This is a genomic window from Pontivivens nitratireducens (assembly GCF_011290545.1).
Classification (GTDB): Bacteria; Pseudomonadota; Alphaproteobacteria; order Rhodobacterales; family Rhodobacteraceae; genus Pontivivens; species Pontivivens nitratireducens.
In genome coordinates, this window is record NZ_CP049811.1 from 2,864,893 (window position 1) to 2,879,301 (window position 14,409).

General features: G+C 63.0%; 13 protein-coding genes. 7 read left to right on the forward strand and 6 right to left on the reverse strand.

Going from position 1 to position 14,409, the window contains the following annotated elements:
- Positions 1-17: 17 nt before the first annotated feature.
- The gene (locus tag G8E03_RS14105) at positions 18-1,817 is read right to left on the reverse strand and encodes a PHA/PHB synthase family protein (protein WP_166193254.1); all 1,800 of its coding nucleotides are present in this window, start codon (positions 1,815-1,817) and stop codon (positions 18-20) included.
- A gap of 98 nt (positions 1,818-1,915) precedes the next feature.
- On the opposite strand from G8E03_RS14105, the gene G8E03_RS14110 reads away from it, so the two are divergent.
- From G8E03_RS14110 to selD, 3 genes are all read left to right on the forward strand, one after another.
- On the forward strand, positions 1,916-2,296 hold the full coding sequence (locus G8E03_RS14110) for a hypothetical protein (protein WP_166193257.1): 381 nt from the start codon (positions 1,916-1,918) through the stop codon (positions 2,294-2,296).
- An 83-nt stretch (positions 2,297-2,379) separates the two neighbouring features.
- On the forward strand, positions 2,380-3,126 hold the full coding sequence (locus G8E03_RS14115; RefSeq protein ID WP_166193259.1) for a TerC family protein: 747 nt from the start codon (positions 2,380-2,382) through the stop codon (positions 3,124-3,126).
- Positions 3,127-3,151: 25 nt separating this feature from the next.
- Positions 3,152-5,299, forward strand: a complete 2,148-nt coding sequence (selD, locus tag G8E03_RS14120; RefSeq protein WP_347340505.1) for a selenide, water dikinase SelD — start codon at positions 3,152-3,154, stop codon at positions 5,297-5,299.
- Here selD and mnmH read toward each other — a convergent pair.
- Positions 5,286-6,347 (reverse strand): tRNA 2-selenouridine(34) synthase MnmH, encoded by a 1,062-nt coding sequence (gene mnmH / locus G8E03_RS14125; protein WP_166193264.1) that lies wholly within the window; start codon positions 6,345-6,347, stop codon positions 5,286-5,288. The genes selD and mnmH overlap by 14 nt on opposite strands.
- A 142-nt stretch (positions 6,348-6,489) precedes the next feature.
- Between mnmH and G8E03_RS14130 the strand changes: the two genes are divergently transcribed.
- Positions 6,490-7,497 (forward strand): Fe(3+) ABC transporter substrate-binding protein, encoded by a 1,008-nt coding sequence (locus G8E03_RS14130; RefSeq protein ID WP_166193267.1) that lies wholly within the window; start codon positions 6,490-6,492, stop codon positions 7,495-7,497.
- A 65-nt stretch (positions 7,498-7,562) separates the two neighbouring features.
- Here G8E03_RS14130 and gatA read toward each other — a convergent pair whose 3' ends face one another.
- The 4 genes from gatA to G8E03_RS14150 all read right to left on the reverse strand — a co-directional run bounded on the left by gatA (position 7,563) and on the right by G8E03_RS14150 (position 11,085).
- Positions 7,563-9,047 (reverse strand): Asp-tRNA(Asn)/Glu-tRNA(Gln) amidotransferase subunit GatA, encoded by a 1,485-nt coding sequence (gatA, locus tag G8E03_RS14135; RefSeq protein WP_430693248.1) that lies wholly within the window; start codon positions 9,045-9,047, stop codon positions 7,563-7,565.
- Between the two features lie 2 nt (positions 9,048-9,049).
- Positions 9,050-9,337, reverse strand: coding sequence for an Asp-tRNA(Asn)/Glu-tRNA(Gln) amidotransferase subunit GatC (gatC, locus tag G8E03_RS14140; RefSeq protein WP_166193273.1), 288 nt, complete (start codon positions 9,335-9,337; stop codon positions 9,050-9,052).
- Between the two features lie 53 nt (positions 9,338-9,390).
- The gene (gene guaD / locus G8E03_RS14145) at positions 9,391-10,683 is read right to left on the reverse strand and encodes a guanine deaminase (RefSeq protein ID WP_166193276.1); all 1,293 of its coding nucleotides are present in this window, start codon (positions 10,681-10,683) and stop codon (positions 9,391-9,393) included.
- A 198-nt stretch (positions 10,684-10,881) separates the two neighbouring features.
- On the reverse strand, positions 10,882-11,085 hold the full coding sequence (locus tag G8E03_RS14150; protein ID WP_097928136.1) for a cold-shock protein: 204 nt from the start codon (positions 11,083-11,085) through the stop codon (positions 10,882-10,884).
- A 244-nt stretch (positions 11,086-11,329) separates the two neighbouring features.
- Here G8E03_RS14150 and G8E03_RS14155 point away from each other — a divergent pair, with 244 nt between their 5' ends.
- The 3 genes from G8E03_RS14155 (at position 11,330) to G8E03_RS14165 (ending at position 14,400) form a co-directional block, all read left to right on the forward strand.
- On the forward strand, positions 11,330-12,154 hold the full coding sequence (locus tag G8E03_RS14155) for a TerC family protein (RefSeq protein ID WP_166193279.1): 825 nt from the start codon (positions 11,330-11,332) through the stop codon (positions 12,152-12,154).
- 149 nt (positions 12,155-12,303) lie between these two features.
- Positions 12,304-13,215, forward strand: coding sequence for a 5-bromo-4-chloroindolyl phosphate hydrolysis family protein (locus G8E03_RS14160; RefSeq protein WP_166193282.1), 912 nt, complete (start codon positions 12,304-12,306; stop codon positions 13,213-13,215).
- Between the two features lie 3 nt (positions 13,216-13,218).
- Positions 13,219-14,400, forward strand: coding sequence for a toxic anion resistance protein (locus G8E03_RS14165; RefSeq protein ID WP_166193285.1), 1,182 nt, complete (start codon positions 13,219-13,221; stop codon positions 14,398-14,400).
- Positions 14,401-14,409 lie beyond the last annotated feature (9 nt).

The following is a 14,409-nucleotide window of genomic DNA, read 5'->3' on the forward strand; positions in this document are numbered from 1 at the left end:
CGCGGATGAAACAATCCTCAGCGTTGATCGAAGCGCAGCCGCACATATGATCCCGGAGCAGGTTCAATCACGCCGGATTTCTGGCCGGGCGTGCGCGCTTTCACTTTGCGGCCCGAATGGCTGGCGAGCCAGGGCGCCCAATCCTGCCACCACGATCCGGGATGCTCCTGCGTTTGGGTCATCCACTCCTCCAGCGTTTCCTCGTCCAGACTGTCATTCGACCAGTACTGGTACTTTTCGGCCGCAGGCGGGTTCACCACACCTGCGATATGGCCCGACCCGGCGAGGACGAAGCGGACATCCGCGTTCTTCATCATCCGTGCGCCGCGATAGACCGAATGCGCAGGCGCGATGTGATCTTCACGTGCCGCCACGTGGTAGACCGGTCCGGTAATATCCTCCAACCCCACGACCTCCTCCTTGATCGGCAAGGTGCCGCGCACGAAGGCATTGTTGCGATAAAACGTCTCCAGATAGAAGTGATGCACCCGCGCCGGCATCGCCGTGCTGTCCGCGTTCCAGTACAGCAGGTCGAAGGGGAACGGCTCCTTGCCCAGCATGTAATTGTTGACGATATACCCCCAGATCAGATCGGCCGAGCGCAACATGTTGAAGGCCGACGCCATCTTTTCGGCGGGCAGGAATCCCTTGTCCATCTCGGCATCCACCGCGTCGATGGTCTTGTCGTCCACGAAGACCTGCAATTCCCCTGCATCGGCAAAATCAAGCTGTGCGGTGAACAGCGTGGCGGAGGCGATGCGCGTGTCCTTCGTCTTTCCCGCATGGGCCAGGATCGATCCGACCATCGTACCGCCGATGCAATAGGACGCGATGTTCAGCTTTTTCTGACCAGTTTCCTTCAACGCGACGTTCATCGCGTCGCTCAACGCATCCATGTAGCTGTCCCACGTCTCCGCCGCCTGGGCCTCATCTGGATTGACCCAGGACACCATGAAGACCGTAAAGCCCTGCGCGACCAGCCATTTCATCATGCTCTTCTTCTCATTCAGGTCGAGCACGTAATACTTGTTTATCCAGGGCGGGATGAACATCAGCGGGCGGGCGTGAACCTGCTCGGTCGCGGGGGCATATTGAATCAGTTGCAGCACGTTGTTTTGAAAGATCACCGATCCCGGCGACACGGCCATGTCGCGCCCGACCTCGAAAGCGTCCATATCGGTCTGGCGAATGATCAGCTGGCCCTTTCCCCGCTCCATGTCCTGCAACATCATCTTCAGCCCGCGAACCAGATTCTCCCCCTTTTGCGAGGCGGTCGCCTCCAGCACTTCGGGGTTCAGCGCGAAGAAGTTGGACGGGCTCATCGCCTCGACGAAGGCGCGGGTATAGAACTCGATCTTCTTGCGCTCATGCGGCGGCAGGTCGCCAACATCGTGTGCCGTGCCCTGAAGATAGCTGGCGGTCAGCAGATAGGATTGCTTGAGATAGTCGAACAGCACGTTTTCCGACCATTGCTCATGCTTGAACCGCTTGTCTCCACGCGACGGTTCGACCACGGCGTCGGCAGGTTCCCCTATCCAGCGGGACCACGCGCTTTGCCACAATTCGGCCTGCGACTGCCACCACCCGAACGTCGCGGCGGCCAGCTGTTGCGGATTGTCTGCCAGGACCTTGGCGAAATTCGTGAAGGACGGCAAGGTGTTGAGCGGATCGAGACGCGCCGGATGGTCGGCATTGGCGGCCTGGGCGTGCAGAAACTGCTTCCAGATCTCGGCGCTCGTCTCGGACACCTGCGCCATGTTGTGCGTGAACTCGGCACTTTCCTCCATCCATGTCTCCATGGTGTCCTTGTCACTCATCGTTCCCTCCGGTCTTGGCATCCTGTCGCGGCCCTGTACGGGGCAGGATGGATGCTTTAATCGTTTGTTCAAACGTAACTCATATCTGGCGAAATCCCATGCGCTTTCTCACTGTTCTGACGGTCGTGGCACTTGGCGGATGCACCTTTGGTGAGGCCACGGGCCTGTACGATCTGCCTGAGGAAACGCCGATCGCGTTGCAGGATGCGGCCTATCCCGAACTGCTGACGCAACAACAGATCGCTGAGCGTGGAATCGCCCCGCTGACCAGCGCAGAGCAAGCGGTCGAACTGGCATCCGCCGATGCCCTGAGCCGACGCGCCGCCGACGTCTTGCAGGAAGAGGCCGACCGGATTCAGGCCCGTGCAGGCGCATTGCTCAGCACCGCAGGGTCTCTGGACAAGACCGGCCCCGGCCTGACGCCAAGCGGTCGAGCGCTTCTGGCGCGCGCGGCGCGATTGCGGGCCCGCGCTTCCTGATTTCCTGACCCACTGGCCGACTGGACGCGAACCGGCACAGACCTATCTCGCAGAGCGTCAGAAACAGTAAACCGGATCGACAGATGGACAGCATCGTACAGTTGATAAACGACCCCGCCAACTGGGCGGCCCTGATGACGTTGATCGTGATGGAGGTCGTGCTGGGCATCGACAACCTGCTGTTCATCTCGATCGTCACCAACAAGTTACCGGAAAGCCAGCGGCGGCGGGCGCGCAATCTGGGCATCGGCATGGCCCTCGTCCTGCGACTGTGCCTGCTGGCCGCCATCGCGTGGATCGTCGGCCTGACGGAGCCGGTCATCGAATTGTTCGGACGCGGCTTTTCTTGGAAGGACATCATCCTGATCGCGGGCGGCACGTTCCTCGTCTGGAAGGCAACGAGGGAGATCCATCACCACGTCGATCCCGATCCCGGCGGCGACATGATGGTCGGCACGGCGGTCAAGATGTCGCTCAGCGCGGCAATCGTGCAGATCCTCCTGCTCGACCTGGTCTTTTCCATCGATTCGATCATCACGGCGGTCGGCATGACGCCGCATGTGCCGATCATGGTGGTGGCGGTTATCATCGCCGTGACCTGCATGTTGCTGCTCGCCGCGCCTTTGTCCGCCTTCGTGAACAGCAATCCGACGGTGGTCATGCTGGCGCTCGGGTTCCTGCTGATGATCGGCACGACCCTGGTGGCGGAGGGGTTCCACGTCGAGATTCCCAAGGGCTATATCTACGCCGCGATGGGTTTCGCCGGTCTGATCGAAGGGTTGAACCTGCTGGCCAAACGCCGCCGGGCGAAGCTGAACAGCGGGGTCTGAGCGCGATATGCAGCCCAGCCATCCCGTGACCCGTGACCTCATCCTGATCGGCGGGGGGCACGCGCATGCGCTGGTGCTGCGAAAATGGGGCATGTCCCCCCTGCCCGGGGTGCGCGTCACCCTGATAACGCCCGAGCCGACCGCGCCCTATACCGGAATGCTGCCCGGTCACGTTGCGGGGCACTATTCCCGCGATGCGCTGGATATCGACCTGATGCGCCTCGCCCGGTTCGCGGGGGCGCGTGTGGTTCTGAAACCGGCGACCGGGCTAGACTTGGATGCGCGGCAGGTCATCGTGCCGGATCGCGCGCCTGTGGCGTTCGACGCGCTGTCGATCAATGTCGGCATCCGCTCCACCCTGCCTGACCTGCCCGGCTTTGCGGAGCATGCCATACCGGCCAAGCCACTGGGCCTGTTCGCGGACCGCTGGGCGCGCTTCGTCGAAGCGGTCGAAAAGGGAGAGGTCGCGGCAAGGATCGCAGTGATCGGATGCGGTGTGGCCGGTGCGGAGTTGGCCCTGTCGATGCATCACCGCTTGCGCGACCATGCGCCCGAAATCGTGATTCTGGAGGCGGAGGACGCGCTCAAACACGCCAGCCCCCGCGCCCGCGCCGCGTTGGAGCGCAATTTGCGCGATGCCGGCATCACGATACGCGAGGACGTGCAGGTTACGCGGATCGCGGCGGATCACGTGGAAACCCAGGCGGGCGATATCCCCTCCAACTTCACGGTCGGCGCAGCGGGGGCGACGCCGCTGGCTTGGGTTGCTCGGACAGGTCTGCCCGTGACGGACGGTTTTATCGAGGTCGGTGAACATCTCAACAGCCCAGCCGATCCGACGATTTTTGCCGGTGGGGATTGTGCGCACATGCTGCATGCCCCGCGTGAGAAGGCGGGCGTTTTCGCCGTCAGGCAGGCACCGATCCTGCACCACAATCTGCGCGCGACGCTCAGCGGCAAGCGGCTCAAGGCCTACAAGCCACAGCGTGACTACCTCAAGCTGGTCAGCCTCGGCACGAAGGACGCCGTGGCGGACTGGCACGGACTTGCCCCATCGGGATCGCTGCTCTGGCGGTGGAAGGATCACATAGACAGCAAGTTCATGCGCAAGTTCGACGATCTGCCCGCAATGAACCAGTCCAACGACATTCCAGCCGAGGCCGCCGACGGTCTGGCCGAGATGATCGCCGCCCAACCGATGTGCGGCGGTTGCGGGGCCAAGGTCGGGGCTGCGACCCTGCGCCGCCAGATCGACGCATTGCCCGCCCCGCACCGCCCCGACATAGCCGAGGGCGCAGGCGACGACGCGGCCCTTCTGATCCATGGCGCGGGTTTCCAGACCTTCACCACCGATCACTTCCGCGCCTTCATCGACGACCCGTGGCTTTTGACGCGAATAGCTGTGCTGCACGCCCTGGGCGACGTCTGGGCGATGGGCGGGCAGCCACAGGCCGCGCTGAGCCAGATTATCCTGCCCCGCATGGCTGAAAAGGCGCAGGCCGACACCCTGCGTGAGATCATGGACGCGGCCAGCACCACCCTGCGCGATGCGGGTGCGGATCTGGTGGGCGGTCACACGTCCCTGGGGGCGGAACTGACCGTCGGCTTCAGCGTCACCGGGCTGGTCGAGCGGCCCATACGTCTGTCCGGCGCGCAGGCGGGCGACGCCCTGATCCTGACGAAACCCATCGGCACGGGCACCATTCTGGCCGCGGACATGCAGGCACAGGCGCCCGGTCATAGCGTGGCGGCGGCGCTGACGTCGATGTCGCTCAGTTCGGCGCGGGCTGCCGCGATCCTGTCACCGCTGGCACATGCGATGACCGATGTGACGGGCTTCGGCCTGGCCGGTCATCTGTTCGGCATCCTCGACCTGTGCGGTCTTTCCGCCGATCTGCACGGCATCCCCCTCATCGACGGCGCGCTGGCGCTGGCCGAGGCGGGGCATCGGTCCTCGCTGTTCACGCAAAACACGATTCGGATCGCAGATGTTATTGGACCGGCGGGACCGCTCAAGGATTTGCTGTTCGATCCCCAAACCTCGGGTGGGCTGCTGGCGGCGATCCCGGCGGGAGAGGTATCGGCGACCCTGTCGGCGCTGACGGATTCAGGCTATACCGCCGCCCATATCGGCACTTTGTCAGATGGTCCGGCCCGGATCAGGATCGGGTGATTTCCCGTGTCAGGCTGGCGACCGATCCGGCCACCTCGACAATGCCAGCGGGGTCCAGTCGCCTGACGGCCAAGCCGACTGTCTTTACATCATGCCGGGCGCGCTGTCGGCTGTAGGCCGCGTCGTAGTGGTCCTGCATCAAGGCGGCGGCCAACGCCTCCAAATCGCCGGACGCAGCCAGTTCGCGCCAGTTTTTCAGAACCTCGTGACTATGCAGCCCTTGCAACCGGTCGATGATGTTGTCCAGTCGGGCGGGATCGGCAACGATGTCGGAATAGGCCCGGGTCAGGTATGTGGCCCGCTCATCCACCGGCGCGGAGAGGTGGATTCTCGGCGCGGCCTGCATCGCCTTCCACAGGCTGGGCGGCACCAGGACTTGCCCGATCTTGCTCGATTCAGCCTCGACCAGCACGGGTTTCGCCGGGTCCAAGGCCGTGAATATGTGGCTCAACGCTGACTCGAAGGCCTTCTGACTGGGTTGTGAGACGTCAACGAAGCCGCCGAACACCGAGCCGCGATGACGGGCCAGCCCCTCCAGATCGACGACCTGAACCTCCGGGTCCTCGATCGCGTTGAGGATATCAGTCTTTGCGCAGCCGGTATTGCCGTCAAGCAGGACCAGATTCCACGCGAAGTCGGCGTCATACAACATCTGGCTGACCAAGCGCCGATAGGTGCGATATCCCCCCTCCAGCACCTCGGCACGCCAGCCGATCTGCTTGAGGATCAGCGCCATCGAGTTCGACCGCTGCCCGCCACGCCAGCAATAGATCAGCGGACGATAGCTGCCCGGTTTGTCCGCGAAATAGGCGTCGATATGATCCGCGACATTGCGCGCGACCAAACCGGCGCCCAGCTTTCGCGCCTCCAACCGGCTGTTTTGCACATAGATCGTTCCAACCTCGGCGCGCTGCGCATCGCTGAGGACCGGCAGGTTGATCGCGCCGGGCAGATGATCCTCCGCGAACTCGGACGGGGAGCGGACGTCGATGATATCGTCGAAGCCGGCAGCCGCGATATCGGCAAGTGAGGAGATGGAAAAGGTCATGTTCCGGACATAGCCGAGCCCCGCGAAAGAGGGAAGCGCCACCTTTCTGAGTATTTTAGTCGGAATAATGCTTGACGTTTTTTGTCGGAATGTGGTGAACATGCCCCTGCAACGCAAATCGACCTGCCATGAAGGACACATCATGTACCGTACGCTTCTGCTCACCACTGTCGCGATCTCGATGGCGGCCCCTGCCTTCGCGCAGGAACTGAACCTTTATTCCTCGCGCCATTACGACACGGATGAGCGTCTCTATTCCGATTTCGAAGAGGCGACCGGCATCACCATCAACCGCATTGACGGCAACGCGGACGAGTTGATTGAGCGCATGGTCGCGGAGGGTGAGAATTCGCCCGCCGACGTCATGTTGACCGTGGACGCGTCGCGCATCACCCGCGCCGAAAATGCCGGTGTTCTGCAATCCATCGACAGCGATGTCCTGAACGAGGCGATCCCCGCCAACCTCCGCGACGAAGACGGCAAGTGGTTCGGTTTCTCGCAACGCGCGCGCATGATCTTCTTCGCCAAGGATCGCGTTGAAAACCCGCCCGCGACCTATGCCGATCTGGCCGATCCGGCCTATTCGGATATGGTCTGCATCCGCTCTTCGACCAACACCTACAACCAGACCCTGCTGGCCTCCATCGTCACGCATGAGGGTGAGCAAGCCGCGACCGAATGGGCGCAGGGCATCGTATCCAACATGGCCCGTGATCCGCAGGGCGGCGACACCGACCAGCTGCGCGGTCTGGTCTCGGGTGAGTGCGATATCGCCGTCACCAACTCCTACTACTTCGCGCGCGCCCTGCGCTCGGACGTGGACGGCCTGTCCAGTGGAGTGGAGGACATCGGCTGGGTGTTCCCCGATCAGGACGGCAACGGCACGCATGTGAACATCTCCGCCGGCGGTGTCGCGGCACATGCGCCGAACCGTGAGAATGCGATCGCGTTCCTCGAATATCTGGCCAGCCCGTCGGCGCAGGAATACTTCGCCAACGGCAACGACGAATTCCCCGTTGTCGCGGGCGTCGAGGTCGGTGAGGCCGCTGCCTCATTGGGCGAGTTCAAGGCAGACGATGTCAGCCTGGCCGAGGTTGCATCGAACATCCCGCTGGCACAGCAGATCTTCAACACGGTCGGTTGGGAGTAATTCCCACCCTGAAACGCGAAAGGGCGCCCCACGGGACGCCCTTTTTTAGTACCCGGCTCGAAGTGCTACCACCAGCGCGCGGCCTTGGTCTCGAACTTCGCCGCCTTCTCCAGCGCGAACGCGGTGTTGAGCAGGTCGCCCTCCTCCCACGGTTTTCCGATCAATTGCAGGCCTAGCGGCAAACCGTCAGCGGACAGCCCGGATGGCACGGAGATTCCCGGCAGACCCGCCAGGTTCAGCGTCACCGTGAAGACGTCGTTCAGGTACATCTCCACCGGGCTCATTTCTGCGGCCGCACCCAGCGCGAAGGCGCGTGAGGGCGTGGTCGGCGTCAGGATCGCGTCGATGCCATCTGCGAAAGCTGTCTCGAAATCGCGCTTGATCAGCGTGCGGACCCGCTGCGCCTTGCGGTAATAGGCGTCGTAGAAGCCAGCGCTCAGCACATAGGCGCCCAGCATCACGCGGCGTTGCACTTCGGTGCCGAACCCCTCGGCGCGGGTCTTCTCGTACATCTCGGTGATGCCATCGCCCGCCGACAGTTTCGCCCGGTGGCCGTAGCGCACACCATCATAGCGCGACAGGTTCGAGGATGCCTCCGCCGGGGCGATCACATAATAGGTCGGCAGCGCGTATTGCGTGTGCGGCAGGGAGATATCGACAACCTGCGCCCCTGCATCGCGCAGCATGGCAGCGCCCTCGTCCCACTGCTTCGCAATCGTGTCAGACAGGCCGTCCACGCGATATTCGCGCGGAATGCCTATCTTCTTGCCGCGAATGTCGCCGGTCAGGGCCGCCTCGAAATCGGGCACGGGAATGTCGGCGGAGGTACTGTCCTTCTCATCATGCCCGGCCATCGCACCCAGCATGATCGCGGCATCGCGCACCGTCTTGGTCATCGGACCCGCCTGATCGAGCGAGGACGCATAAGCGATCACCCCCCAGCGCGAGCAGCGTCCATAGGTCGGTCGCAGACCCACCGTGCCGGTGAACGCGGCGGGCTGGCGGATCGAACCGCCGGTATCGGTGCCCGTCGCAGCCAGACACAGATCCGCCGCGACCGCCGCCGCCGATCCGCCGGACGATCCACCCGCCGTCAACTTCGCGTCCGATCCCTGAGCCCGCCAGGGGGATACGGTAGGTCCGTAAACCGAATATTCCGTGGCGGAGCCCATGCCGAACTCATCCATGTTCAATTTGCCCAGCATGACCGCGCCGGAGGACCACAGGTTCGCCGTGACCGTCGACTCGTAAGGCGGCATGAATCCGTCCAGAATCTTCGATGCTGCCTGACTGCGCACGCCCTCGACGCAGAACAGATCCTTCACGCCCAGCGGAATGCCGGTCATCGCGGTCGCGTCGCCACCTGCGATCCGGGCATCGGCGGCATCCGCCATGTCCAGCGCCCGTTCCGCCGTGACGGTAACGACCGCGTTCAGCGCGGAGGCCCCTTCGATCGCGTCCAGACAGGCCTGGGTTAGCTCCCGACTCGTCACTTCCTTAGCGGCCAGTTTCGCGCGGGCATCGGCAATGGTGAGCGTATTGAGAGCCATGGTCATTCCACCACCTTCGGAACTGCAAAGAATCCTTCGCGCGCGTCGGGCGCGTTGGCCAGGATATCCTCCTGCCGGTCGCCGTCCGTAATCACATCGGCACGGCGTTTCAGGTTCATCGGCGTGACCGAGGTCATCGGCTCCACCCCGTCCGTATCCACTTGCGACAATTGCTCCATGAAGGCGAGCACGGCGCTCAACTCCTCGGCGAGCGCGGGCAGGCGCTCCTCCTCCACATGGATGCGGGCGAGATGCGCGACACGGCGCGCGGTATCGGTATCGATGGCCATTGGCGGTTCCCTCTCAGGCGTCGATCAGGGTGTAACGGCGCAGGGGGCGAGGTTCAAGCAGGCAGCATCTGGCGACCGGCAACATAGACCTGCTCGACCGCGCGGTCGTCGCCCAGCATGATCGTGGCGAACAGCGCGTCCCAGATATCAACGGCCCGCGCGGCGCGTTGCGAGATGACAGGTGTGGAGGCAAGATCGAGCACGGTGATGTCCGCCTCACGGCCCGCAGCCAGATTGCCGACCTTGTCGCCAATGCGCAGCACGTTCGCAGACCCCTGGGTCGCCAGCCACAACAGCTCCGCCGCGTGCAGGCTGTCGCCGCGCAACTGGCCGACCTCATAGGCCGCCGCCATCGTGCGCAACATGGAGAAGCTGGAGCCGCCGCCGACATCCGTCGCCAGACCGATGGGAATGCCCCGCGCGGCCAGCCCGCGCACGTCGCACAGCCCCGATCCGATGAAGGTGTTCGAGGTAGGGCAATGCGCAACGCCGGACCCCGTGGCGACCATCGCCTCGACCTCCCGTTGCGTCAGGTAGATCGCGTGACCCATCACAGCGCCGGGGCCGGCCAGGCCATGCGCCTCGTAGACAGACAGATAATCGGGATGATCGGGGAAAAGCTCCTTCATCCAGGCGATTTCCTCGCGCTGTTCGCTCAGATGGGTCTGCATCGCGCAGGTCGGGTTTTCCGTCCACAGGGCACCTGCCGCCTCCAACTGCGCGGCGCTGGAGGTCGGGGCAAACCGGGGCGTCACGGCATAGCCCAGCCTGTCCACGCCGTGCCATTTCTCCAGCAGTGCCCTGGACTGATCGTAGCCGCTTTGCGCGTCGTCACGCAGCCCCTCGGGCGCGTTGCGGTCCATCATCACCTTACCGCCGATCATCCGCATCCCGCGCGCCTGCGCCGCGGCGAAATACGCCTCCACACTTTCGGGGTGGATGGTGCAGAAGCTGGCGGCGCTGGTGATGCCGTTCGCCAGCGAGAAATCGAAATACAGTTCCGCCATCTGCTGCGCATGACCCGGATCGTCGAAGCGCATTTCCTCGGGGAAGGTATAGGTCTGCAACCAGTCGATCAGCCGCTTGCCCCAACTCGCGATGATGCCGGTCTGAGAGTAGTGAACATGCGCATCCACGAATCCCGCGATCAGCAGGGAATTGCCATGATCGACCACGGTGCAATCACCGTAGCGCCCCCGCAAATCCGCCGCCGGCCCGACCTCCAGCACGAAGCCGTCGCGCATGGCCACCGCGCCACGGCTCAGATGGCGGGCAGCTTTCAGCCCGGCGGCGAAGGGATCATTGTCAAAACTCAGGGTCTGGCCCAGAAGGAGGGTGGTGGCCATTGGCGTTGTCCATTCTCAGTATGCTAGCCTTAGATAGGCCAGTTTCACGATGAAGTCCCGCCTTCGCTTCACCTTCATGCGTGCTGCCGCGCGGATCACCTCATCCCTGACCCGTGCAAGAGACCCGCACAGCAAAAAGGGGCGCCGCGCCGACACCCCTTTCAGTTCGCGTGACTCAGTTCGCGTAACGTGCCGCGTTCAGACGACCAGATCGCCCGCGCTCTTGCGCCCATCACGCCCGTCGATCAATTCGTATTCAATCGGCTGATTGTCCTGAAGCGACTGTAGCCCCGCTTGTTGCACTGCGGAAATGTGGACGAAGATGTCCTTCCCTCCGTCATCCGGTTGGATGAATCCATAACCCTTTTCAGAGTTGAACCACTTGACGATACCTTTGGCCATTGCTGACGGTCCTTGAGTAGTATGGAAGGGCAACGCGCCCCGCCTTCGCAAACCCTATCAACCGCCCCGGCCCGTCATCGACGTGCTGAATAGTCTTCAGGGTTGGTCGAATGTAGCGGAAAATGGCCCTTTGTTCAACGCGGAGGCTTAAATCCCCTATAGAAAATTTCTACCAACCGATGAAATCTGAAAAAAACACACAGGTTGAAACTATACCTATCAATCTCAGCGCAAAGGGAGCGTCATGGACCTGCTCACACTCGAAAACCTCGGCACCCTGGTGATGCTGATCTTCCTTCAGGCCGTACTCGGCTTTGACAACCTGCTCTATATCTCCATCGAATCGCAGCGAGCGCCGATCGCGGATCAGGCCCGCGTGCGCCGCTGGGGCATCCTGATTGCCATTGCCCTGCGAATCATATTGCTGTTCGTTATGATCCAGCTGCTGCAAGTGCTGTCGCAGACATTGTTCACGCTGGATTTCGAGGGGATCATCACGGGTGAGTTCACCTTCGCGACCCTGGTGTTCCTGTTCGGCGGGGGCTTCATCATGTACACGGCGGTCAAGGAAATCGCCCACCTGCTGGCCGTCGATCATCTTGGCGCCGGTGTGGACCAGAAAAAACGCAAGTCGGCGGCCTCCGTCATCGCGTTGATCGTGTTCATGAACCTGATCTTCAGCTTCGACTCGATCCTGTCGGCCATCGCCATCACGACGATCTTTCCCATTCTCGCCATCGCGATCCTGTTGTCAGGTGTGGGCATGCTGCTGCTCGCCGACAAGGTGTCCGAATTCATCGAGCGCAACCGCATGTACGAGGTTCTGGGCCTGATGGTCCTGCTGATCGTCGGCGTCGTCCTGCTGGGCGAAGGCGGGCATCAGGCGCATATGAAGCTGTTCGGCTACGAGGTCATCGCAATGTCGAAATCCACCTTCTATTTCTCGATCGTGGTGCTGTTCATCGTCCAGATCCTGCAAACCGGATACCGGCGCAAACTCGACACCGTGCGCAAGCATCGTGCAGCTCAGGTAGGTCCCGAGGCGAAACCTCTTGGCGCAGTGGAGTAGCGAACCGGCGGCGGAGCACTTATACTAGGAACGACGCGAACGAAGCAGGAGCGACAGATGGAACGACGCAATATCCGGCGCGTGGCAACAGCGGTGCTGATCGTCATCCTGGTCGTCGTCGCATTTCAGGCGTTCGGAGGCCCCTCCTGATGGCCCGCCGCTATGGGGGTGACTTCAGCCCCGGTGGTGCTGGGGGACCGCGCGACAGCTCCAGACGTCCGCCCCTGTCGGGGGTTCCCGTGCGCCGGTGGACGGCGCGCCTGACGCTGGTGTCGGTCGCGGCGTTTCCGATGCTGATCGCGGGCATTCTGGAACTGGGGTCGGGCAATCCGTTGCGGGCATTGGGTGAGCTGGCGGCCTTTGCCGGGATGGCCTCCGGTGTCTGGCTGACGCGGGAGGGGTTGAAGGCCGAGGACGCCTTCACCGCCCGCACCGTGGCGCATCCCCCCCGCGCCCCGCGCAAGATCGCGGGCGCGGTCGCAATGGGCATCGGCGTGACACTGGGTGCCGCCGTCGGTTGGGATCTGGGGCTGATTCAGGGCGCGCTCTACGGTGCGCTCGCCACTGCTGCGCACCTGACGGCCTTCGGACTCGACCCGTTGCGCGCCAAGGGGCTGGCCGAACATTCCGATTTCGACCGGGACCGTGTCGCCGGTGCGGTGGACAAGGCCGAAACTCTGCTGGCTGATCTGATCGCACAGGCGGGGCGTGTCCGCGACCGCACCGTCACCGCACGGGTCGACAGCTTCGCCGCTGCCGCTCGCGACATGTTCCGCCGGATCGAGGCGGACCCGCGCGATCTGGCCGGTGCGCGGCGCTACCTCGGCGTCTATCTGTCCGGCGCGCGCGATGCGACGGCCCAATTCGCCGACCTGTGGGCCCGCACCCCCGACACCACCGCGCGTGAGGATTACCTCGCCCTGCTCGACGACCTCGAATTGCAATTCGAGGCCAAGAGCGCGACCCTGATCGAAAATGACCGCTCTGCCCTCGACATCGAAATCGACGTTCTACGCGACCGACTGAAACAAGAGGGCGTCCGCCCTCGAAAGATGGAGTGACCCATGCCGTCCGAAACCACGAGAGCCAAGGCCCAGACCACCATACAGGAGGCGGAGATCGTCACGGCGACGTTGCTGCCCGAACCCAAATCCGACCTTCCCACCCCTGGCGGAGCGCTTGACGTGCCACAGCAGGAGATCGACCGCCGCGTTGCCGAATTGGATATGAGCGACACCCAGTCGATCATCCGCTTTGGTTCCGGCGCACAGGCCGAACTGCAGCAAATCAGCCAGCAGATGCTGGCCGGCGTGCGCAACAAGGATATCGGCCCCGCGGGCAATTCGCTGCGCGACATGGTTTCCTCGCTGCGCGGATTTTCCGCCGCCGAACTGGATCCCAGCGCTGAACGGTCCTGGTGGCAAAAGCTGACAGGCCGCGCCGCGCCGCTGGCGAATTTCACCGCCAAGTTCGAGGAGGTTCAAGGCCAGATCGACCGCATCACCGATGAGTTGCTCGAGCATGAGCACGCCTTGCTCAAGGATATCAAATCGCTCGACCTGCTCTACGAGAAAACGCTGGATTTCTACGACGAACTGGCGCTCTACATCGCAGCGGGCGAGGCGAAGATCGCTGATCTGGATGCGAACGACATCCCCGCCAAGGTAGCGGAGGTCGAGGCCGCGCCCGAGGATCAGGGCGTGATGAAGGCACAGGAACTGCGCGACCTGCGCGCCGCCCGCGACGATCTGGAACGCCGGGTCCACGATCTGAAACTGACCCGTCAGGTCACGATGCAGTCCCTGCCCTCCATTCGGCTGGTGCAGGAAAACGACAAATCCCTCGTGACCAAGATCAACTCGACCCTCGTGAACACGGTGCCGCTGTGGGAAAACCAACTGGCGCAGGGCATCGCCGTCCACCGCAGTCGTGAGGCGGCGCATGTCGTGCGCGACGCCAACGATCTGACCAACGACTTGCTGCGCCAGAACGCCGAGAACCTGCAAACCGCCAACCGCGAAATCCGCACCGAAATGGAGCGTGGCGTCTTCGACATCGAAGCGGTGAAGGAGGCCAACCAGCGTCTGATCGACACCATTCAGGAAAGCCTGCAAATCGCGGATGAGGGCAAGGCCAAGCGCGCCGCAGCGGAGGCCGAGCTTCAGACGATGGAACAGCAGCTCAAGGAAACTCTGGCCAGCGCCAAGGCGCAGAACGTGGCGACCCCCACGGGCGACCAGATCTGAGAACGCGCG

Coding starts and splice junctions, on each gene's coding strand:
- G8E03_RS14105 (WP_166193254.1), bottom strand. CDS start 1,817: ATGAGTGACAAGGACACCATGGAGACATGGATGGAGGAAAGTGCCGAG.
- G8E03_RS14150 (WP_097928136.1), bottom strand. CDS start 11,085: ATGGCCAAAGGTATCGTCAAGTGGTTCAACTCTGAAAAGGGTTATGGA.
- G8E03_RS14115 (WP_166193259.1), top strand. CDS start 2,380: ATGGACAGCATCGTACAGTTGATAAACGACCCCGCCAACTGGGCGGCC.
- gatC (WP_166193273.1), bottom strand. CDS start 9,337: ATGGCCATCGATACCGATACCGCGCGCCGTGTCGCGCATCTCGCCCGC.
- G8E03_RS14155 (WP_166193279.1), top strand. CDS start 11,330: ATGGACCTGCTCACACTCGAAAACCTCGGCACCCTGGTGATGCTGATC.
- gatA (WP_430693248.1), bottom strand. CDS start 9,047: ATGGCTCTCAATACGCTCACCATTGCCGATGCCCGCGCGAAACTGGCC.
- mnmH (WP_166193264.1), bottom strand. CDS start 6,347: ATGACCTTTTCCATCTCCTCACTTGCCGATATCGCGGCTGCCGGCTTC.
- G8E03_RS14130 (WP_166193267.1), top strand. CDS start 6,490: ATGTACCGTACGCTTCTGCTCACCACTGTCGCGATCTCGATGGCGGCC.
- G8E03_RS14110 (WP_166193257.1), top strand. CDS start 1,916: ATGCGCTTTCTCACTGTTCTGACGGTCGTGGCACTTGGCGGATGCACC.
- G8E03_RS14160 (WP_166193282.1), top strand. CDS start 12,304: ATGGCCCGCCGCTATGGGGGTGACTTCAGCCCCGGTGGTGCTGGGGGA.
- guaD (WP_166193276.1), bottom strand. CDS start 10,683: ATGGCCACCACCCTCCTTCTGGGCCAGACCCTGAGTTTTGACAATGAT.
- G8E03_RS14165 (WP_166193285.1), top strand. CDS start 13,219: ATGCCGTCCGAAACCACGAGAGCCAAGGCCCAGACCACCATACAGGAG.